Here is a 20,581-nt window from a genome sequence, read left to right on the forward strand (position 1 = left end):
TTACTCTCGTTTCACTAACTGTTCTTTAACGATTTTTATGTCTTTATATGAAGTAAGAGAAGGAAGTTTGCTAGAAATACCTGTACGCTTGCAAAAACGGTCAATTGCTACACTCAATCCTGCTTTTACAGTATGCCAATCATGACCATGCCCATTTGCAATCATTGTAATAACGCTTATGCCTGATTTATGCGCAGCTTTAGCAATTGATTCTTGACTTTTTTGAGATTCCACATCAAGTTGACCTGCAACTGAATAGTAATATTGATTCAATGGAGCTTGAAGAGTCATAATAGTAGAAGGAACATGATTCTCATAGGCTTGGGCGTCACCATTGAAATAACGGTCTATAGTTTTTTGACGATCTTTGTACGTTGGCTCTAATTCTCCAGAAGCTGCAAAGATATTTCCATAAACATCAGGATGAGCTGGAACTAATTGAGTACTGCAAGTTCCTCCTTGAGAGAATCCTCCCATCATCCAAAAGTCAGGATTATTGCTTACAGGTAGATTTTTCTTAATCCAATTAGGTACGTCTTTAGTAAGATAAGTTTCCGCATTCCCATAAACTGTAGTATCTGCGCAAAGAGAATTATGCGATTGGTTACCGTTTTGATCCGGAGAAACGACTATAGGCGCAAGACCGTTGTGTTTACTAGCATAATCGTCAAGAGTTGCAACAATATTACTTGCAGAAAAGAATCTATTAGGGCTTCCTGGCTGACCTGCTAGCATAACCATAACCGGCAATTTAGGAGGATTCTTTACTAATGCTGCAGGAGGCAGATAAACATTCGCTATACGAGCTTCAAAATGCGATTTTGTATTAGGTATTTTTACAGATCTTGTAATTCCTTTTGAAGGGATTGTAGGCAATTCATTTTGTTCCGCTAAATTATTCCATTGCTCAATTGTCATATGAGGGCTTTTTTTCATAGATTTTTCTAATTTAGGATATCCGCCTAATCCAAAAATAGATCCAATCGTTGTGTATTCGCCATAGATTATGTCTACTTGTAAAGCTGTGCTTATTAATACGAAGAAAATCGTGACTATTGAAATAATGCGCAATGTTGAGCGCGTCATAATGGCAGATGAAATTGCAAATCCTAAAAAGCCAAATCCGGCTGCAATACTTAGCATAACAAGTATTCCGACGCTTACTCCGAAAACCATAAAAACGTCTGAAATAAGCCAGATTATAAGCCACCCAACAAAGAACGATATAACAGATATTCCAAGTTTTACAAGAGTTGGTATGACATATTTTTTCTTTTTACCCCAATTAGACTTACAACATAACAATATTATTATTCCTAAGCCAGTTAAGCCAAAAACGCTTATTGGTAACCATCCTTGTATAAGACTGATAGATTCCAGCGATTTCATAATATTAACGTTCCAAGTCCTTATCTATTGCAAAATTCATACGTAGCTAATATAGTTCTTTTCCCTAATATTTTTCTATAAAATTTCTATAATTTTTCTATAAAGTTTCTATAATTCACTCCATAAATTTAAGTATTTTTAACAGTTTAATAGTAAAAACAATCGCATTAAGTGTAATCGTCCTTAAGTATGAAAGTCATATTTGTTTTAATCTATGACGACAGGAATAAATATAATGTTTTAGTATTGCATTTTCTCGTACAGATTATATACGAGTTTATTTTCTAAGAATGATTGAATGATTGGAATAGATTATGGACAAAACCACAGTTGAGTCTTTAAAAAGCGAAAAGAAAGAGGGTGAAATTAAAAATTTCTTTAAACGCTTACAAGCAATATTGGGTAAGTGTCGTATAACAATTCCACGCTGGCTTTATATTGTATTTTTCATTATTAACGATATCGCAATTATTGTTATTCTTCATACTGGTGTTCAAACCGGTAATCGCGAGCAAGTTTGTACAAGCTTAAGACAAAATCTTTCTAGGATGATTAAAGGAATATGGAAGGATCTGAATTTCATATTCATTTTGAACATGCTTATTGTCGCTGCGATTTATGCATTATTGCTTTTTATAACTAATCGCTTTTGGATTACTTCTATGATACTTCTTTCAGTTTCAATGGTTATTGCAACTGTTGAATACATGAAAATATTTGTACGCAATGAAGCTATTCTTCCAGCAGATTTGAATTTTTTGCAAAGTGATACTGGCAATATTTCAACATTCTTACCATATAATGCGCATAGAGTTATTTCATATGCAGTTATTGGGATAATTTTCTTTATTTTACTTTTTATATCCCTTAATTTTATAGATAAAAACCATGGAAAAGTAGTTTGGTTTAAACGTAAAAGTCTTAGATACGGCGTCCGCGGCGGTATTTTCGCATTCATATTCTTAATATTTACGTTATATGTTGCGTTTGTTGGAACTGTCGGATCTGCTGCAAATTCTTTTAACAAATTCATGGGCGATTTCCCAGTAATGTGGGATTCAGCATATGATGCTCAAACAAATGGACCTTTAGTTGCATTCTTTAGGCAAGTTAATACAAAGGTAATGCAAAAGCCTGCAAATTATAGCGAAGCCACTATGAAAGAAGTTGTAGCTCGTTATGAAAAGCAAGCTAATAAGCTTAATGATTCTCGAAAGAATAAGATTAATAACAGTACAGTTATTATGATTCTTTCAGAAAGCTTTGCAAATCCTGAGCGCGTTCCTGGTATTTCTTTCAATAAAAAGGTTATTCCTTTCATTGACGATTTAAAGAAGAATACTGATAGCGGTCTTATGCTTTCTTCAGGATACGGCGGTGGAACTGCAAATCTTGAGTACATGTCTATTACAGGCTTGAGTATGGTTAATTTCGATCCTTCTCTTACTAGCCCTTATCAGCAATTAGTGCCGAATACTTCATGGACTCCTACTATTAATCGATATTGGAATAATGGTAAAGATTCTTTAGCTTTCCATCCGTTTGAGCCGTCTATGTATTTGCGAGCTAAGAATTATAAGAGGTTTGGATTTACTAAGTTTTATTCGCTAAGAGAGCCAGATGTCATAGCTTATCAAAATCATATTGACTCTACTCCTTATGTTTCAGACGAATCTGCTTACGATAGCGTTTTGGATTCGATTAAATTGAAGAAAACTCCAGAATTCATACAATTAGTGACAATGCAAAATCACATGCCTTATAACAACTGGTATAAGGATAATGATTTCAAGGTTTCTTCTACTGATTCCAAGAAGCCTTTAGGCGTTGAGGAATCTTCAATAATTCAAACGTATGCTAAAGGTGCTAATTACACTGATAAAGCTACAGAGAAATTCCTCAAGAGCTTAGATGAATTAGATAAGCCAGTTACAGTGTTGTTCTATGGAGATCATCTTCCTGGAGCGTATTCCACTGCTAGTGCAAATAAAAATAACTCTCTTGTTTTGCACTTAACTGATTACTTTATTTGGTCTAATAAAGCTTCTAGAGAAGAGCTGAAGTCTGAGGAAAAGACTTCAGAGGAATCCTCGGAAAAGTCCTCAAACAAGTCTGATGAAAAGACTACAGAAAAGACTGCTAAAAAGTCTGAGGAAAAGACTGTTGCGAATACTGCTGCTAAGACAAATCAGTACTCTTCTCCTAACTTCTTCATATCGCAAATTGCAAGTCATATGAATGCTAAAGTTTCTCCTTATGTTGCTTTCTTGACTAAATTGCATGAACACATTAGTGCTATGGAACCACCTGTAGTTAATAGTGTGCAAACGTGGTATAGAATTCCTGCAGGTCAGTCGATTTATCTTGACAATAGCGGTAAGCCAATGGCTTATTCAGATATGGATAAAGAAACTAAGCAATTATTAGAAGATTACAGGCTTATACAATACGATATTACAGCTGGAAAGAATTACGTTCGTAATACTGACTTCTTTAAAATGCCGTAATTCATATAACTTAAGCAAAATGTAAAACTACCATAAATCGCACTACGTGTTTAAACATGCGGTGCGATTTATTTTATAAAGTTAAATATTTGATTAATATCTTTACTCACAAATTTATACGATTAAATCATGGAAGTTATGACGTTATAACATATACTTAAAGGCAGATTATGCGTTAATATTGCTTTATATACGAGTTTTAATAAAGATTTGTATGCAAGCTTTATCACGCGCTATATAACAAGCTTTATCGAGATTTATCGAGTACATGTCGCTGAAAGGATCGCTAAATATGGTAGGAGTTCAGCCAGTTAGAAGGCATACTAAGCAAAAAGAAACAGTTTTAGAATATTTACGCGAATCACGTAATTTCGTTTCAGCACAAGAATTGCACAGATTACTTGCAGACAACGGTGAAATCATTGGACTCGCAACTGTATATCGTCAGCTTAATTCACTTACTCAAAGCGGAGAAGTTGATACAGTTAGATACAACGGACAACAGTTATTTAGAATATGCGATGAAAACACTCACCATCATCATCTTGTTTGCGAACGCTGCGGTAAAACTGTTGATATAGAGCCGCCTGACGATGAAGGTTGGATTAACAAAATCGCACAATCTCACGGTTATAGCGTTGTAGATCACACTCTTGAAGTATTCGGTTTATGCCCAGACTGTCGCAAATAATCTTATTATTTTTTTGATTATTAAATAAAAAAATTGATTATTTAGCGAGTGTTATATTACATATTTGCTATACTAGCTTTTTGCGCCTCTGTAGCTCAATGGATAGAGCAACGGCCTTCTAATCCGTTGGTTGCGCGTTCGAATCGCGTCGGGGGCACTTTTTTATATGCTTTTTGCTTTTAATACACAACTATTCTCTATTCTCCTTAGCTTTGCGTAAAGTTAGCATTGCATGTCATGGGAGGTTATTGTGCCAGAAGCAAAACCAATTGTTGCAGTCGTAATGGGATCCTCTAGTGATTGGGAAACCATGCGTCATGCTTGTGAAATTCTAGACAGATTCCGTGTTCCTTATATGAAACAAGTTATTTCCGCACATCGCACACCAGAATTAATGGCAGATTTTGCTCATAGTGCGCGTGCAAACGGATTCCATGTGATTATTGCTGGAGCTGGAGGAGCCGCCCACTTACCTGGAATGATTGCGGCACAAACCACACTTCCTGTTATTGGCGTGCCAGTGCGCTCGCATGCGCTATCAGGCTGGGATTCATTGCTTTCAATAGTACAAATGCCAGGAGGTATTCCTGTTGCAACTACTGCAGTTGGAAACTCCGGAGCAACAAACGCTGGATTGCTTGCTGTAAGCATTTTAAGCACAACTGATAATCGTCTTGCTGATGAACTAGCAGAATATCGCAATGAATTAAAAGAAAAAGTTGAGGAATCAAATGCCAACCTTATCTGAAGTCACTAATGGCGCTGTTGAACGTTTAATGCCGGGAGCCACTATTGGAATTATTGGCGGCGGTCAGTTGGGTCGCATGATGGCTATTGCAGCTCGCCATATGGGTTTTCGTATTGGTGTTCTTGATCCAACACTTGACTGCCCTGTTTTCCAGGTAGCAGATTTGCAAGTTGAAGCCAATTACGACGATCCAGAAGGATTGCGCGAGCTTGCTGAGCGTTGCGATGTATTAACTTACGAATTTGAAAATGTTAACGCAGACGCACTTGATAAAGTTCGTCATTTAACTGCAATTCCTCAAGGAACTGACTTATTGCGCGTAACTCAAGATCGCGTAAGTGAAAAAACCTTTATCAATAGTCATGGAATCGAAACAGCTCAATGGCGTGAAGTAAATAATTTAGATGACTTAGATGCTGCTATTGACGAAATAGGCTTGCCAGCAATTCTTAAAACTCGTCGCGGTGGCTATGACGGTCACGGTCAAGATGTTTTGCGCACAGAAGAAGATGTTGCAAATATTCACCATCGTGCGGATCGCGGCGGAAAATTCCCTCCATCAATTCTCGAAGGTTTCGTCGATTTTGCTTTCGAAGCATCAATCCTTGTTTCCGGAAACGGTAAGGATTTCGTAACTTATCCTCTAGTGAAAAACGTGCATCACAATAGTATTTTGCACATGACTTTAGCTCCTGCAGTAGTTGATCCTGAAGTTGAAAAAGCAGCTCATGAATTAGCTTTGCGCTTAGCTAAAGGATTCGAATTAGCAGGAACGTTAGGAATTGAGCTTTTTATCACTAACGATAATCGCGTAGTAGTAAACGAGCTTGCTCCTCGCCCTCATAATTCCGGACATTACACGATTGAAGCTTGCGATATGGATCAATTCGAAGCACATATTCGTGGTATTGTTGGATGGCCTTTAAAGAAGCCTAAGCTGCTTTCCCCTGCTGTTATGGTAAATGTTCTTGGTCAGCATGTAGCTCCTACGCGTTCGCTGATTTTGGAACATCCAGAATGGCACGTGCACGATTACGGCAAAGCTGAGGTTCGTAAGAATCGCAAAATGGGTCATATTACTGTACTCTGCGATAATCCTGTTGAAGCTGCAGCAGCATTGGATGCTACAGGATGCTGGGATGACGAATTAGACTAATTCTGTATAAGTAATTCTGTATAAGTAATAAAAAACGTATAGAGTAAATAAAACGTATAAAATTTACTCTATACGTTTTATTTACTCTATATCGCTATATCGTTCGCTATATATCTATCGCTGTATTTCTATATATATTTCTATATCGCTATATTGATATATCGCGTTTTATTTATTCTATATCGCCTAATTTCTCAATCAGTTTCATGTTTTCGCGATAGTCCACAGGGCAAGCAATCACGTCAACTCCTGATTTTTGAGCTAAGGCTTCGCGAAGCATATTGTATAAATCTTCAGGTTTCTTAACAATAGCTCCACGCGCTCCGAAGCTTTCTGCAAGCTTTACAACGTCAGGATTATGGAAGTCAACATACTCATGCTCTCCTGCATGCAAATCCATCTTCCACTTAATTAATCCATACGCGTTATCTTCCCAAACCAAAATCACCATGCGAGCTCCAACTCGTACAGCAGTTTCAATTTCTTGCACATTCATCATGAAGCTGCCATCACCCATAACAGCTAAAACAGGATTTGTATTCCTCTTGCCTTCGCTATTTAGAATAAACGATGCTCCAACGGCTCCAGGAAGAGTCCATGCCATAGTTGAAAGGCTATTATCGATTATGCAAGTATTCGGATGCATAGTTGGATACAATCTAGCCATCCACATTTTCAAAGCACCCGTGTCAACAAGCACAGTAGTTCCTTCTGGAACAGCTCTTCGAGTGTCATACACAATTCGCTGTGGCTTCATTGGCATACTCTCGTCGTTTGCGCAAGAATGCAATTCATCGCTTAACATTTGGCGAATACGAGGATGACTTACATCAAACGTAATATTTTGCTTCTTTAAAACAGCTGTAAGAGCTAATAACGTCTGACTAATATCTGCCATGATATTTAGCGAAGCGGAATAGTGAGCATCAGTATCTTCCACAAAAGTGTTTATGTGGATAATAGTTTTATCATTATTAGGATTGATTTTCTTAGGATCAAATTGTTGAATAGAGAATCCTACCGCAATAATTAAGTCTGCAGTATCGAAAGCAAAATTCTCATAATCGCGATGCATAAATCCAACAACGCCTAAAGCATTAGGATGAGCATCAGAGAATACGCCTTTACCCTCAAAAGTAGTAGCTACAGGCACATTAAGCTGTTCTGCAAATTCACGCAATTCTTCTTGCGCATGAGATCTTGCAACACCGTTTCCTGCAAGTATGATTGGTCGTTTTGCATTTTTAATAATCGACGCTGCTTCGTCAATAGTGTCCTGCGCTGGGAGAATATGCAAAGGACGAGGCAATGCGAGCGGCTTGGCATCGGCAGGAGCTGGCATTTCGCTAATATCTTCAGGAATAACAAGGCATGTTGCACCTGGACGTTTACGCTGCGCAATTGAAAATGCTTTTCTAACCATTTCAGGAGCAGCAACAGGCGCAAGCATCATAGAAGACCATTGTGTTATAGGTTGGAATAACGAAACTAAGTCAATAATTTGATGCGATTCCTTATACAAGCGAGATACGTTTCCTTGAGCGCATAATGCAACAAGAGGAGTAGTGCTCGCGTTTGCTTGAGCTACAGGAAGAGTTAAATTCAAAGCTCCAGGTCCAAGAGTTGCAAGGCATACGCCAGGCTTTCCAGTTATATGAGCATAGGTTGCTGCCATAAATCCAGCGCCCTGCTCATGACGAGTTACTATGAAACGAATATGACCATTTCTTTCAATAGCTTCAAGAAGCGGGATATTTTCTTCGCCTGGAATACCAAAAATAACTTCAACGCCTTCGTTTACTAAACACTCAACAATCAAATCAGCAGTATTTTTCTTATGATTGCTTTTAACAGAGCTATCAACGCTAGAACTATTTGCGCTATTTAAACTACTTACGCTATCTACTTGCGATTCGTTATTTTTATTTTTGGAATCAATAACTTCTTGGTTAAGTTCATTTTCCATAACAGTTGCTTCTCGCTTCTTATGGTTTTGGGCCGCTAAATTCTTTTCCATTATAGTATTCGTATTCCCATCGTTAGCATTCATAGTATGTTGCGCGTGTCTTATAAAAAGGTCGGAATTTTCATAGTCCGATTTTTGCTATTAGCACTTGGATTTAAGGTCGATTTACATTGCAATTTCAATGATTTTGTCGGAAATAAAAACGAAAAATAGGTGCCGTTTACGGTACACTTGAAAGAGTTTTGTAATTTGTCACGGAGGAAGAATGCGACGCTGGCTTCTTAACTTAGTCAAGTGTGAAACTATCCTTATCGTGGCTACGATTTTGGCTATTATTTCTTGCTTCTTCGTAAAGCCTGATGCGCAATATCTTAGCTATGTTCATACTAATACTATTGCGCAGCTTGTTGGCTTAATGATGGTCGTATGCGGATTCCAGCGTATAGGTGTTTTTCGTAGTATTGGATCGCGCCTACTTAGGCATGCTAAAACTGAGCGCGGCTTAGTTATAGTGCTTATGTCGTTGACTTTCTTCTCATCAATGTTTATTACAAACGACGTAGCATTAGTTACTTTTGTGCCATTCGCTCTTTCTGTATTAGTTATGGCTAATGCAGAAGAACACTCTATTTTAGTTATTACGCTTATGACAATCGGCGCAAATGTTGGAAGTATGCTTACGCCTATTGGAAACGCTCATAATCTATATTTGAAAGCCTTAACAAAAAAGTCTACAGGCGAATTTATGGGCATTATGGCTCCGTATACTCTTACTGCAGCATTGTTAATGGTTGCTTTCGCGTTCGTGTTTTTCAAGTCGCGCAGAGTAGACGAATTTTCTGGTTTGCAAGGCGATGATATTGAGCAAAATGTTCTTGCTCCTTCTCATGGAAAACCTAAGCCAGATGAAATTCGATTAATGGGCTATGGAACAGGTTTTAGCAAATGGCGAGTAGTTGTTTATAGCATTCTTTTCGCAATCTGCTTATGCGGCGTAGCTGGCTGGATTCCAGATTGGGCAATGATACTTTTAATCGTTATTGCTTTTATAATTTGCGATCGTCATGTATTCCGCTCTCTTGATTGGGCATTGCCGCTCACATTTATTATGTTCTTCATTTTCATTGGAAATATGCGAAGAGTGCAAGGCTTTACTGAGATTGCTCAAATGTGGGTTGGAACTCATCCTATGGAAGTTTCCGTTGTCTCAAGCCAATTTATAAGCAATGTGCCAACTACTATCTTGCTTTCAGGATTCTGCAATAAGTGGAATCAGCTTATTATTGGAACTAACTTAGGCGGCATGGGAACGCTTATCGCTTCTATGGCTTCATTGATTTCTTACAAAGGTATTACTAACAAATATCCGCATCATAAAGGTAGATATTTGCTTATGTATACTTTAGTAAATATCTTATTCTTAGCTGTTTTAATAATACTTGCTTGGATTATAAATAATCAGTAGCAAATAAAATCAGTAGCAAATATTTAAAAATCACACTATAACAATAACGCAATAAAAATAGCGCTATAGAAATAGCGCTATAGAAATTAGGCTGTAAAAATCACGCAATTCCGCGATGTATTATCGGAACCATTTTACGTATAACTTCTACACCCTGACCGCGCAAAACCAAATCTTCTCCCTGCGAGCATCGATAAACTTCAGGAGGCTCACAGTATCCATTAGAGATATTGTTATGGAATTCTTCTCGCATGCCATCCAAGAAAGATTGACAGATAATATCTGAAGCTCCATAAATAGCAACATCGTGCAAATTAAGCAATCCTACTGGAACAGACATTATACGGCCTAAAGTACATCCTGCATCATGAAGGATTTTATCCCTATTTTCAGGATTTTCCGCTATACGATTTCGTAGAATCGGCTCAGAAAGCACTGATTCTAAGCATCCTCTCCTACCACAATTGCAAACATCGCCATCTGGATTAACAATAATATGACCTATTTCTCCAGCTGAAAAAGTCGATCCGCTAACGATTTTGTCATTTATATAAAGACTTGCACCAACTCCGCCGCTTACTGTAATAAGCATTGAATTTTCTGTAGCTCGCCCGAAGAATCTTTCTGCAACAAGCGAAACACTTGTATCGTGACTCACTATTGTTGGGATACCGGTTGCGTCTTCAATAATTTTCTTAATCGGAAAATCAGTTAAATTAAGACGCACTGATCTTACAACAGTCCCATCTTTATTAACTATTCCTGCAAGCGCTACACCTATTCCTAAAATATTTCTTTCAGTAGCAGAAGCAAGATTATGACATAGCTCAATAATTTTATTTACTTTTTCTTCATCAGTATTTCCACTAGAAACTTCGATTCGCTTAATAATGCTTCCGCACAAATCCATGATAGCGCCTTTAAAAGCGTACGAATCAGACAAATCTAGAACTATAACTCTCCAATATGATGTGTCTATGGCCAGTACTTTTGAACGCTTTCCACGTCCTTCACGCATATCATCTCCAACTTCGCGAAGAATATGATCTCGTATCATCTCTCCTGTTACTTCGCTTGTTGCCATTCGCGAAAGACCGATTTTATTACCCAATTCCACTCGTGGCATTTGTATAGTTGGAAAAAGCAAGTTAAAAATTGCTGAAATATTATTAACACGAATATCTGAAGGTAATTTCTTCATTAGTTCATTGCTCATCTCTTCCTCCGCTAAATAAAAGCACAAGCACTGCCACATTGTAGTTACATGTAATATTTAAAAACGCTTACTTCATTATATTACTTTTAAACATTTTGTCAATAATCTTTACTTTTGTTTATATTATTCAAAACTAGCTATTTTAAGCCAATCTCAAAGCTAATCTTCAAGCTTGTTTTACGACTTATATTAAACCTCGTATAAAAACTAGCATAATCTTAAAAATAAAAGAAAATACAAAAAATAATAAAATAACATTCTTTATATAATCGTAAGAAACCTGAAAATATGCCCTATTTTGCATTGAAAATATTAAAAAATATTTATGTCATCAACGTTGACAAAATAAATAACAGGGGCTACAATTTTTCTTAGATTGCGCGGTAGCAATTAAATTCAATCTCACAAAGGAGAGAGATGGACATATTAAACACTAAAAGTAAATATGTTTTCAGCTATTGTGCAATAACAAATTGCAAATACGTTGTACAACTCATAGCGAGTATTTATCAATGATGTAAATAAAAGCTAAAGGATGGATTTATTATGACTTCAACGGGACGTTTTACACTTCCAAGCGAATCAAATTTCGCAGAAAAAACTAAAGAACTCGCTGAGCTATGGGGCGCTGACGCTATTCGTAATTCAGACGGAACTCAACTCGATGAACAAGTATTGGCCCTAGGTAAGAAAATCTACAGCGCTTACTTCCCTACTCGAGCCCATAACGAGTGGATAACTCTTCACATGGATGAAACTCCACAAGTCTACTTGCTAAGCGAAAGAGTACTAGCGCAATCAAGTAGCACAGTTATACCTCTTATGGATCGTTTCTTTATTGAACAATTAACTCCAAATTATGATGCCGACCCTCATAAGTATTGGGAAGTAATAGACCGCACTACAGGAGAAGTTTTGCCAACCGAATCCTGGAGCGTGGACCCATCTTCGCACAGCGTAATAGTAAATAACACAATCCCAATGCATGAATACACGGCATCATTCCTGGCTTATATCATTTGGGATCCTGTCGAAATGTATAATCACCTCACAAATAATTGGGGAGATAAAGAGCATGAGATTCCATTCGATATTTATCATGAAAAAACTCGCGATTTCGTAATGCGAACCTTTGAAAAGTGGCTTAAAGACAATCCTCAAACAGACGTAGTACGATTTACAACATTCTTCTATCAATTCACACTTCTTTTCGACGAATCGCATAGAGAAAAAGTAGTTGATTGGTTTGGATGCTCTTGCACAGTATCTCCTAAAGCGCTTGACGATTTTGAAAGCGAATACGGCTATAGACTTCGCCCAGAAGATTTCGTTGACGCAGGATCATACAATTCAGCATGGCGTTGCCCACGAAAAGCACAGCGAGACTGGATTGATTTCACAACACGTTTTGTGCGCGAAAACGTAAAAACAATGGTGGATATGGCTCATGCACACGGCAAAGAAGCCATGATGTTCCTTGGAGACCAGTGGATTGGAACAGAACCTTATAAAGAAGGATTCGAAAAACTTGGACTTGACGCTGTAGTTGGTTCTATTGGAGACGGAACTACAACGCGCATGATTGCTGATATTCCAGGAGTTAAATACACTGAAGGCAGATTCCTTCCATACTTCTTCCCTGATACTTTCTATGAAGGAAACGATCCTAGTATTGAAGGTTTAGATAATTGGCGTAAAGCTCGTAGAGCTATTCTTCGCTCTCCTATTTCTCGAATGGGTTACGGCGGATACTTATCTCTAGCTGCAAAATTCCCTAAGTTCGTTGACACTGTTACGAATATTGCAAACGAATTCCGCGATATTCACGATAAAACTCACGGTCATGCAGCTGAAGGAGAATTAAACGTTGCTATTCTTAACGCCTGGGGTAGCATGCGTTCGTGGATGGCTTATACAGTTGCTCACGCTCTTCCAAATAAGCAAACACGCTCATACTATGGCATTCTCGAAGCACTTTCTGGCATGAGAGTAAATGTGAGATTCATTAGTTTTGACGACGTATTAACTAATGGAGTCGATAGCGATATTGACGTAATAATCACAGGAGGACCAGTAAACACTTCATACAGTGGTGGCGAAGTTTGGCAAAATCCACAACTCGTAGAAATTTTGCGCACGTGGACGCAAAACGGCGGCGGCATGATTGGTGTTGGAGAACCAAGCTCTTACTATAAAGCAAACGATAGCAGATTCTTCAAGCTAGCTGACGTTTTCGGAGTTGACGAAGAGCGTTTCCAAACTCTTTCAATCGATAAGTACTTCCCTGCTTTAGTTACTTCACACTTTATTACAGAAGATATTCCAACAGATGCAGCGAAGATTGAAGAAGCAAATAGTAATCGCGCTATTGCTCTTAGCGGTTGCGGCGGAGGCCAGCCAGCTTCGTTGAATGATATTGATTTCGGTGAAGCAATTTTGAACACTTATCCTATTAACGAAAACGTTGAAGTATTGCGTGCCGATAACGGAGAAGTTCAGCTTGCAGCAAACAATTATGGTAAAGGACGAGGAGTTTATATTTCTGGTCTTCCTTATTCAGCTGTTAACGCTCGACTTTTAGAACGCATACTTTTCTACGCAAGTCATAAGGAAAGTTTGTACGCTGCATGGAGTTCAACTAACCCAGAATGCGAAGTAGCTCACTTCCCTCAAGAGAATCTGTATTGCGTTATCAACAATACAGATAAACCACAAAATACAACCGTACAAAGAGCAGATGGCACTCTTAATCAATTCCATCTTGATCCAAGTGCCATCGCCTGGCAATCATTGTAGTTTCTCTCTCAACGCAACACACTCTACAATGATTTGTCAGTTAACACATTGAGCTGCTTGCAATGCAGCTTGCGGCTCAGTGTGTATTTTCACAGAAAGAAAATTTATTATGGATAACGAAACATTACACGAAATTGCACAACAATTTGACGTTGAAGAATCTTTTAGCACAATTACCCCTTATGGCAGCGGTCATATAAACACTACCTATTTAGCTGTTACTCCAAAGCGTCGATACATCTTGCAAAAAATGAATACAGACATTTTCCCTGATACTGCTAATTTAATGCGAAATATTAAATTAGTTACGAGCTTCTTGCGCGAGCAGGGACAAGAAACGTTGGAAATCATACCAACTCGTGACGGCAATAGCTATTACGAGTATTACGAAAACAGCGATAAGCCTGAAATGTATAGAATGTATGCGTTTATTGAGAACACTATTTCTTACGATTTAGTTCCAGATCCTGAAGTTTTCAGAGATGCTGGTGCTGCTTTCGGTAGTTTCCAAAATTACCTTGCTAAATTTGATGCTTCACAATTAGTTGAAACAATCGCACACTTCCACGATACTCCTCATCGCTTTGCTGATTTCAAGAAAGCTGTTGAAAAAGATCCTCTTAACCGTGCTAAAACATGCAAAGAAGAAATCGACTTTTACATGTCGCACGAAGATTTTTATCCAACTATTACTAAAGGCTTAGAAAGTGGAGAAATTCCTTTAAGAGTTACGCATAACGACACTAAATTAAATAATATTTTAATGGATGCAACTACTCATAAGCCTCGCGCAATAATCGATTTGGATACTATTATGCCTGGCAGCATGCTTTATGACTTTGGCGATTCGATTCGTTTTGGCGCTTCAACAGCTTTAGAAGACGAAAAAGATATTGATAAAGTTCATTTCAGCACTACGCTTTTCAAAGCATACGCACATGGATTTATTAGCGAGCAGATAAACAATATTACAAAGCGCGAAGCTGAGTTATTACCAATTGCAGGAAACATGTTAACTCTGGAATGCGGCATGCGCTTCTTAACTGATTATTTGCAAGGAGATACTTATTTCGCAACTCGTTATGAAACTCATAATTTAGTTCGCACTCGTACGCAAATTAAATTAGTACAAGAAATGGAAGAAAAATCCTCTCAGATACGCGAAATAGTAGACCTTATTATGCAATTCTAAATCGCAATAAAAGCGCAAATATTAGCGTATAAATATAGAACTTATTCGAGCAAAATATGAGCTAATGCTTACAAAAAAGTAAAATCATTAGCTCATATAACAGCCACTAACGAGGCGTATTATGTCAAATGCACTGAATGCTGTGTATGCAAGCATTGATGAGCTTGTTATGTTTGCACAGGAAAAATTGGAACTTGATCCACTAGATGCAAATATCACGAGGAATCGCATTTTTGCTTTATTTAATTTAGATTCTTATAAGTCAAACTTATTGGATGAAACACAAGTCAAACAAAACAATAAATGTGAATCAGCAGATAAGAGTGACGAAACACAAGAATCTAATTCTGTAGTAAAAATAGACTCTTCAATCGATGATATTTTACGCCGATTTTTTGAAGCAGCTTATAATGCAAATCTGCTTGACGAAAGCCAAGAAGAAGCATATAGCGATGAGATTATGGGATTGTTAAGCGCTAATCCTTCTAAAATCCAACAACTTTTTAAAAACATTGAGAGTAAAGATAGCTCAGTCGCAGCGCAACAATGGCTTTACGATTATTGCGTAAATAATACTTACGTTAAACAATCTGCTTTAAATAAAAACATTAGATTTAACTCGCATAATCTAATTATCACAATCAATTTAGCTAAACCTGAATTTAAAAATATGAGTAAAGCTGCCAGCGGAAACAGCGTTTCTGGAGGCTACCCAAAGTGCACTATTTGCCGAGAAAATGAAGGATTTGCAGGCAGAAACAAGCGCACTCTTCGCACATTGTCTCTAACTCTTGGAGGCAAAGAATGGTTCTGGCAGTTTTCTCCTTACGGATACTTCAACCAGCATGGTATTTGCGTGAATGCTGAGCATACTCCTATGGTTGTTAACCGAAATACTTTCGTGAATTTACTTGATTTTGTAGATGAATTTCCACATTATTTCCTGGGATGCAATGCGGCTCTCCCACGAATTGGAGGATCAGTTCTTGCTCACGATCATTACCAGGGAGGTGGAGAGCATATGCCAATGCATCATGCTCAGGTATTAAAAACTCTCCACCTTTCAAACCAACTTTCAGACTATCTTTCAAACCGCATATCAAACTATGAAAATACGATTGTTGAAATATTAGATTGGCCAGGCACAGCTATACGAGTTGTTTCTAAGTCTCGCGAAAGCATTATTGAAGTATGCGATTGCATTCGCAAAGCATGGGTGGATTACGATAATCCAAAATTAAATATTGCTTCAAAAGACGAGCATCAAAATCAACAATCAGCTTTATCTCCAAGCGTTATTAAAACTGATTGCGGCTATGAAATGAGTCTTATATTCCGAAATAACGCTGTTAGCAACGAGTATCCTGATGGGATTTTCCACGCTCACCCTGAATATTACGCTATAAAACAGGAGCCTATTGGATTAATTGAAGCTCAAGGATTATTTATACTTCCAGGAAGATTAGTCCGTCAGCTTAACGAAATCGCTAAAGCTTTAGAATCTGGGAAAACCGCTCAACTTCCGGATAATGAATCCGAATTTGGACTTGTTTGGAAAGAATTGCGCGAATCATTGCAAGGAAACACAGACAAAGATGCTATTAAAAACGCTATTAACGAAGAACTCGGAAGCATATGCGAACGAATTTTGTTAAACACGGCTGTTTTTAAAGATAAACAGGATCTTGTTGCTTTCCTTAATTCTTTAGGGTTTATTGAATCATGATTTGAAATCAAATGCGATTATCAAACAAGCATGATTGCAAAATACAACCGATTATCGAACAGACTAAAACAAGCTAAAACGAATCAAAATAGATTCGAAAGCCAAAACAAACGCGTGTGAAAGTTATAGAAAAGAGTTGTTATGAATACGCAAACTTCGAAGGTTCCGCATGATCTAACAATCGGAATTGACATTGGCGGTACGAAAATTGAGGGCATAATTATAGATGGTCAAAATCGCGTACTAAAAGAATTACGCATACCTTCAAGAATAGGTGAAGAACAGGTTGTTGAAGATATTACGCGAGTAGCTAAAGAATTATCCGAAAAACCTATACCCGTTGGCATTGGAATCCCGGGACAAGTTGATTGGCGTACAGGATGCGTAAAAAACGTTGTTAATTTAGGCATTTCTACTTTAGAATTAGGCTCTAAAGTAAGCGAAGCATACGGCTCTTGCGTACATGTTGAAAACGATGTGAATGCTGCAGCCGTTGGAGCAGCTAGCTTAGTCAACACAGATAACAATGCTTTATATAACGACCCTGATTCAACTATTGTTATGCTAAACTTTGGCACTGGATTAGCAGCTGGCGTTGTAAAATCAGGTAAAGCTTTACACGGTTTTAGCGGTGCTATAGGGGAAATCGGACACATACCCGTAGACGGTAATATGTTCCCATGCCCTTGCGGACAAAAAGGATGCTTAGAAACAGTAGCTTCAGGAGGCGCAATATCTCGTTTATGGCCTTCCGCCAATCCTGCTATGCCAGATTTAATCAGTAAAGCTGAAGCCGGGAATTGCGATGCAAAGCGCATACTAAACATTGTTGTTCACGCTATGGCTGATGCTGTACAAATCGTGCTTCAAGCTTACGATCCGCAAATTATTGCAATTGGAGGCGGAGTGGCTCGCACAGGCGAACCTTTGCTTAAAATTATTTGCGAAGAGCTTAACAATCGCGCTAGCACATGCCCATTTTTGCAAAGTCTTAATGTGACTAAAAGACTTGTGCTAGTGCCATCTGATCAGCCTGTTGGAGCACTCGGAGCAGCAATATCCGCTCGCGTCAATTGCTTTGCCTAGGTTAGGCAAAGATCTGAGTTTTTCGCAACCGGATAAGTAAACAAAAGTAAGAGCTCTTCCCCGATTTTGTTTACTTATCTGGCGTGTTGGTAAACAAAACCAAGAACACCTCCCCGATTTTGTTTACTTATCCGGCGTGTTGGTAAACAAAACCAAGAACACCTCCCCGATTTTGTTTACTTATCCGGCGTGTTGGTAAACAAAACCAAGAACACCTCCCCGATTTCGTTTACTTAGAGGGTACGTAAGTCCACAAAATCAAGAACACTCCCCGATTTTGTTTACTTATCTGGTTGCGAAAAACTTGAATCCCTGCCTAGCTAATAGAGAATCAGTTGGTGGTTAATTATTTGAACTAAAAACGCTCGCTTTAAGATTTTTGCGCTCAGCTTCCATAGAGCTGATTTGGCCAAGAAGATTCAACTTTTCTTGGCCATCTTGCAATTTGGCCATTCGCATTTTTGCAGCACCAATGCAACGCATGTATCCAATGTCTAAAAGTTTTATAAGAAGCTCATTAGCATATTGCGATTCAGCTTCGTTTGGCTTTCTAAGCATATCTGCCGGAGAACCAATCTGACTTTTAGCATTGCCAATTTGAATATTTTGGCCATTTTCATATTGCTGCAATGAAGAAGATTGAGATTGATTAGAATATTGACCGCCAATCGACGCATTGTAATCTTCACGACGAGCTGAAGGAAGCGGCAACGGCATAACAGCAAGTTCAGTAATAACTGATTCAAGCATAGGCCCCCCAGCTTTCATAAGCTTATGCAACCAAAGTCCTTGACTTATATTTGGCTGAGGGAATCCGTCTGCAGCTATAAATGCTTGGAAAATCGTTCTAAAAATTGGCGTAATAAAATTATTCAAAGTCAAACGCGTTAATAGCTTTTCTTGGAAAGCTAAAGGCATTTGCACTAGCATCGCCATAAATTGTTGCTCACACATGAAAACAGCATCATCAACACGATAATAGCTTTGAGATTTATACGCTTCACGCATCATAGCCATTTTATCTGCGGGATTAATAGCATAGGTTTTAAGAGGATTAAATCCTTGAGAAGCAGATCCTGAATTAGATTCAGAAGATGCGTATGCTCCCCCAGCGTATGCCGATTCTGTCATAAACCTTGGAGCATATGCGTCCTCTGTGCGCACGTGCAATCGTCTTCTAGCAGAATCAACTTCACGTCTCATAATAGATAAATCAATGCCAATAAATCGCGCTGCTTTACGCGTATACATATCAAGCAAAGACTTGTCTCTAATCTGAGCAACTAAAGGAGAAACAGCTTTGACAGCACCCATCTGACCAGTTGAATAAGTTGTATCAAAACGACGTATAACCGTATTTATAACAAAATCATAAAGCGGACTTGCACTATCAATAAGAGCTCTAACAGCTTCATCGCCACGCTGAATACGTAAATCACAAGGATCGAGATTATTATCCGCTACAGCAACAAAAGTTTGAGTCAAAAACGCTGAATCTAAGCCGAAAGCGTGAATCGCAGCCTTTTGACCAGCAGCATCACCGTCGAAAGTAAAAACAATACGCGAACTTATGTTTTGCCCTTTAACATTAAGAGGCCCAACAAGCTGAATACCACCTAAAGAATCATCCGCTATTAAGCGACGAACCATTTTCGCATGCTCAGCTCCAAAAGCAGTACCGCATGTTGCTACAGCTGTATCGATTCCTGCTAAATGACAGGCCATAACATCCGTATAGCCTTCAACTATAACAACTTGTCGCTTCGCAACAATATTTGGTTTCGCAATATCTATACCATATAAAACTTGATTTTTACGATAAAGCGCAGTATCAGGAGTGTTAATATATTTTGCACTAATAGAATCGTCGTCGTAAAGTTTGCGAGCGCCAAATCCTAAAGTTCTGCCTGTAGAATCACGAATTGGCCATGTAAGACGTCCTCTGAAGTAATCGTAAACTCCTCGCTGACCTCTACGAGCTAATCCAGCGTCTAATAATTCTTGATGTGTAAAACCGCGTGAAGATAAGTATCGTACAAGATTATCCCAACCTTGCAAAGCATATCCGCATCCGAATCGCTCACTTTGAGCTTGAGTAAAATTACGACCTGCTAATAATTTACGCGCTGGAGATGCTTCTGGAATAAGCAGATTTTTAACGAAAAATTCTTGAGCTGCATCATTTGCCTCTAGCAAACGAGCGCGTTTAGTTCCTACGTGAGATTGATCTGTATCATCTTTGCTATTTTCATAATGCAATTCAATGTGATATCGATCTGCTAGCAATTCAACTGCTTCACGAAAATCAATATTCTCTTTTTGCTCAACGTAAGCAAATACGTCTCCGCTTAATCCGCATCCAAAGCAATGCCATACGCCTAAAGCAGGTCGAACGTTAAAACTTGGCGTCTTTTCATCGTGGAATGGGCATAGGCCTACAAATGAACCAGTTCCAGCGGTTTTTAGCGTAACAGTTGCAGACACAATATCGTATAAATCTGCTGTTGCGCGTACACGCTCAATATCTTTTTGCGAAATGATTCCAGCCATAATTATTCACTATATCTTAAAGCTTAGTTAATTAATTACAACACTGATTACTTCGAAGAATCTTAGGAACAAATCTACGCTCACAATACATTC

13 protein-coding genes and 1 tRNA gene are annotated in these 20,581 nt (G+C 38.3%); 10 read left to right on the forward strand and 4 right to left on the reverse strand.

The window, feature by feature from the left end; translation table 11 throughout:
* Positions 1–1,389, reverse strand: a complete 1,389-nt coding sequence (locus tag HXT51_RS01700) for an alpha/beta hydrolase-fold protein (protein ID WP_421776621.1) — start codon at positions 1,387–1,389, stop codon at positions 1–3.
* Between the two features lie 314 nt (positions 1,390–1,703).
* Here HXT51_RS01700 and HXT51_RS01705 point away from each other — a divergent pair, with 314 nt between their 5' ends.
* The 5 genes from HXT51_RS01705 to purK all read left to right on the forward strand — a co-directional run bounded on the left by HXT51_RS01705 (position 1,704) and on the right by purK (position 6,491).
* Complete coding sequence (locus HXT51_RS01705) at positions 1,704–3,896, forward strand: sulfatase-like hydrolase/transferase (protein WP_421776622.1); 2,193 nt, start codon at positions 1,704–1,706, stop codon at positions 3,894–3,896.
* 292 nt (positions 3,897–4,188) lie between these two features.
* Positions 4,189–4,587 carry a Fur family transcriptional regulator gene (locus HXT51_RS01710; RefSeq protein ID WP_415706190.1) on the forward strand — a complete coding sequence of 133 codons (399 nt, stop codon included), beginning with the start codon at positions 4,189–4,191 and terminating at the stop codon, positions 4,585–4,587.
* Between the two features lie 84 nt (positions 4,588–4,671).
* Positions 4,672–4,744: transfer RNA gene (locus HXT51_RS01715), tRNA-Arg, on the forward strand.
* Positions 4,745–4,819: 75 nt separating this feature from the next.
* Positions 4,820–5,335 (forward strand): 5-(carboxyamino)imidazole ribonucleotide mutase, encoded by a 516-nt coding sequence (gene purE, locus HXT51_RS01720; RefSeq protein WP_415692095.1) that lies wholly within the window; start codon positions 4,820–4,822, stop codon positions 5,333–5,335.
* Positions 5,319–6,491: a 5-(carboxyamino)imidazole ribonucleotide synthase gene (gene purK, locus HXT51_RS01725; protein WP_415692096.1), complete on the forward strand. Its 1,173-nt coding sequence runs from the start codon at positions 5,319–5,321 to the stop codon at positions 6,489–6,491. The genes purE and purK overlap by 17 nt, the downstream gene beginning before the upstream one ends.
* Before the next feature lie 172 nt (positions 6,492–6,663).
* Here purK and HXT51_RS01730 read toward each other — a convergent pair whose 3' ends face one another.
* Complete coding sequence (locus HXT51_RS01730) at positions 6,664–8,541, reverse strand: acetolactate synthase large subunit (protein WP_421776623.1); 1,878 nt, start codon at positions 8,539–8,541, stop codon at positions 6,664–6,666.
* Positions 8,542–8,722: 181 nt separating this feature from the next.
* Here HXT51_RS01730 and HXT51_RS01735 point away from each other — a divergent pair, with 181 nt between their 5' ends.
* Positions 8,723–9,922: an SLC13 family permease gene (locus tag HXT51_RS01735; RefSeq protein ID WP_415706196.1), complete on the forward strand. Its 1,200-nt coding sequence runs from the start codon at positions 8,723–8,725 to the stop codon at positions 9,920–9,922.
* A gap of 100 nt (positions 9,923–10,022) precedes the next feature.
* On the opposite strand, the gene HXT51_RS01740 is transcribed toward HXT51_RS01735, so the two are convergent.
* Positions 10,023–11,138 carry an ROK family protein gene (locus HXT51_RS01740; RefSeq protein ID WP_258004154.1) on the reverse strand — a complete coding sequence of 372 codons (1,116 nt, stop codon included), beginning with the start codon at positions 11,136–11,138 and terminating at the stop codon, positions 10,023–10,025.
* A gap of 546 nt (positions 11,139–11,684) precedes the next feature.
* On the opposite strand from HXT51_RS01740, the gene gnpA reads away from it, so the two are divergent.
* The 4 genes from gnpA to HXT51_RS01760 all read left to right on the forward strand — a co-directional run bounded on the left by gnpA (position 11,685) and on the right by HXT51_RS01760 (position 17,938).
* Positions 11,685–13,934 (forward strand): 1,3-beta-galactosyl-N-acetylhexosamine phosphorylase, encoded by a 2,250-nt coding sequence (gene gnpA / locus HXT51_RS01745; protein ID WP_421776624.1) that lies wholly within the window; start codon positions 11,685–11,687, stop codon positions 13,932–13,934.
* A 109-nt stretch (positions 13,935–14,043) separates the two neighbouring features.
* Positions 14,044–15,126, forward strand: a complete 1,083-nt coding sequence (locus HXT51_RS01750) for a phosphotransferase enzyme family protein (RefSeq protein WP_421776625.1) — start codon at positions 14,044–14,046, stop codon at positions 15,124–15,126.
* A gap of 121 nt (positions 15,127–15,247) precedes the next feature.
* Positions 15,248–16,852 carry a galactose-1-phosphate uridylyltransferase gene (locus HXT51_RS01755; protein WP_421776626.1) on the forward strand — a complete coding sequence of 535 codons (1,605 nt, stop codon included), beginning with the start codon at positions 15,248–15,250 and terminating at the stop codon, positions 16,850–16,852.
* 141 nt (positions 16,853–16,993) lie between these two features.
* The gene (locus tag HXT51_RS01760; RefSeq protein WP_103084061.1) at positions 16,994–17,938 is read left to right on the forward strand and encodes an ROK family protein; all 945 of its coding nucleotides are present in this window, start codon (positions 16,994–16,996) and stop codon (positions 17,936–17,938) included.
* 342 nt (positions 17,939–18,280) lie between these two features.
* On the opposite strand, the gene dnaG is transcribed toward HXT51_RS01760, so the two are convergent.
* Positions 18,281–20,488: a DNA primase gene (gene dnaG / locus HXT51_RS01765; protein WP_421776627.1), complete on the reverse strand. Its 2,208-nt coding sequence runs from the start codon at positions 20,486–20,488 to the stop codon at positions 18,281–18,283.
* Positions 20,489–20,581 lie beyond the last annotated feature (93 nt).

The sequence above is a fragment of the Gardnerella sp. KA00255 genome, from assembly GCF_049244095.1.
In the GTDB taxonomy this organism is placed as follows: domain Bacteria; phylum Actinomycetota; class Actinomycetes; order Actinomycetales; family Bifidobacteriaceae; genus Bifidobacterium; species Bifidobacterium vaginale_F.

Coding starts and splice junctions, on each gene's coding strand:
- HXT51_RS01730 (WP_421776623.1), bottom strand. CDS start 8,541: ATGAATGCTAACGATGGGAATACGAATACTATAATGGAAAAGAATTTA.
- dnaG (WP_421776627.1), bottom strand. CDS start 20,488: ATGGCTGGAATCATTTCGCAAAAAGATATTGAGCGTGTACGCGCAACA.
- HXT51_RS01755 (WP_421776626.1), top strand. CDS start 15,248: ATGTCAAATGCACTGAATGCTGTGTATGCAAGCATTGATGAGCTTGTT.
- HXT51_RS01760 (WP_103084061.1), top strand. CDS start 16,994: ATGAATACGCAAACTTCGAAGGTTCCGCATGATCTAACAATCGGAATT.
- HXT51_RS01735 (WP_415706196.1), top strand. CDS start 8,723: ATGCGACGCTGGCTTCTTAACTTAGTCAAGTGTGAAACTATCCTTATC.
- gnpA (WP_421776624.1), top strand. CDS start 11,685: ATGACTTCAACGGGACGTTTTACACTTCCAAGCGAATCAAATTTCGCA.
- purE (WP_415692095.1), top strand. CDS start 4,820: ATGTCATGGGAGGTTATTGTGCCAGAAGCAAAACCAATTGTTGCAGTC.
- HXT51_RS01750 (WP_421776625.1), top strand. CDS start 14,044: ATGGATAACGAAACATTACACGAAATTGCACAACAATTTGACGTTGAA.
- HXT51_RS01740 (WP_258004154.1), bottom strand. CDS start 11,138: ATGAGCAATGAACTAATGAAGAAATTACCTTCAGATATTCGTGTTAAT.
- purK (WP_415692096.1), top strand. CDS start 5,319: ATGCCAACCTTATCTGAAGTCACTAATGGCGCTGTTGAACGTTTAATG.
- HXT51_RS01710 (WP_415706190.1), top strand. CDS start 4,189: ATGGTAGGAGTTCAGCCAGTTAGAAGGCATACTAAGCAAAAAGAAACA.
- HXT51_RS01700 (WP_421776621.1), bottom strand. CDS start 1,389: ATGAAATCGCTGGAATCTATCAGTCTTATACAAGGATGGTTACCAATA.
- HXT51_RS01705 (WP_421776622.1), top strand. CDS start 1,704: ATGGACAAAACCACAGTTGAGTCTTTAAAAAGCGAAAAGAAAGAGGGT.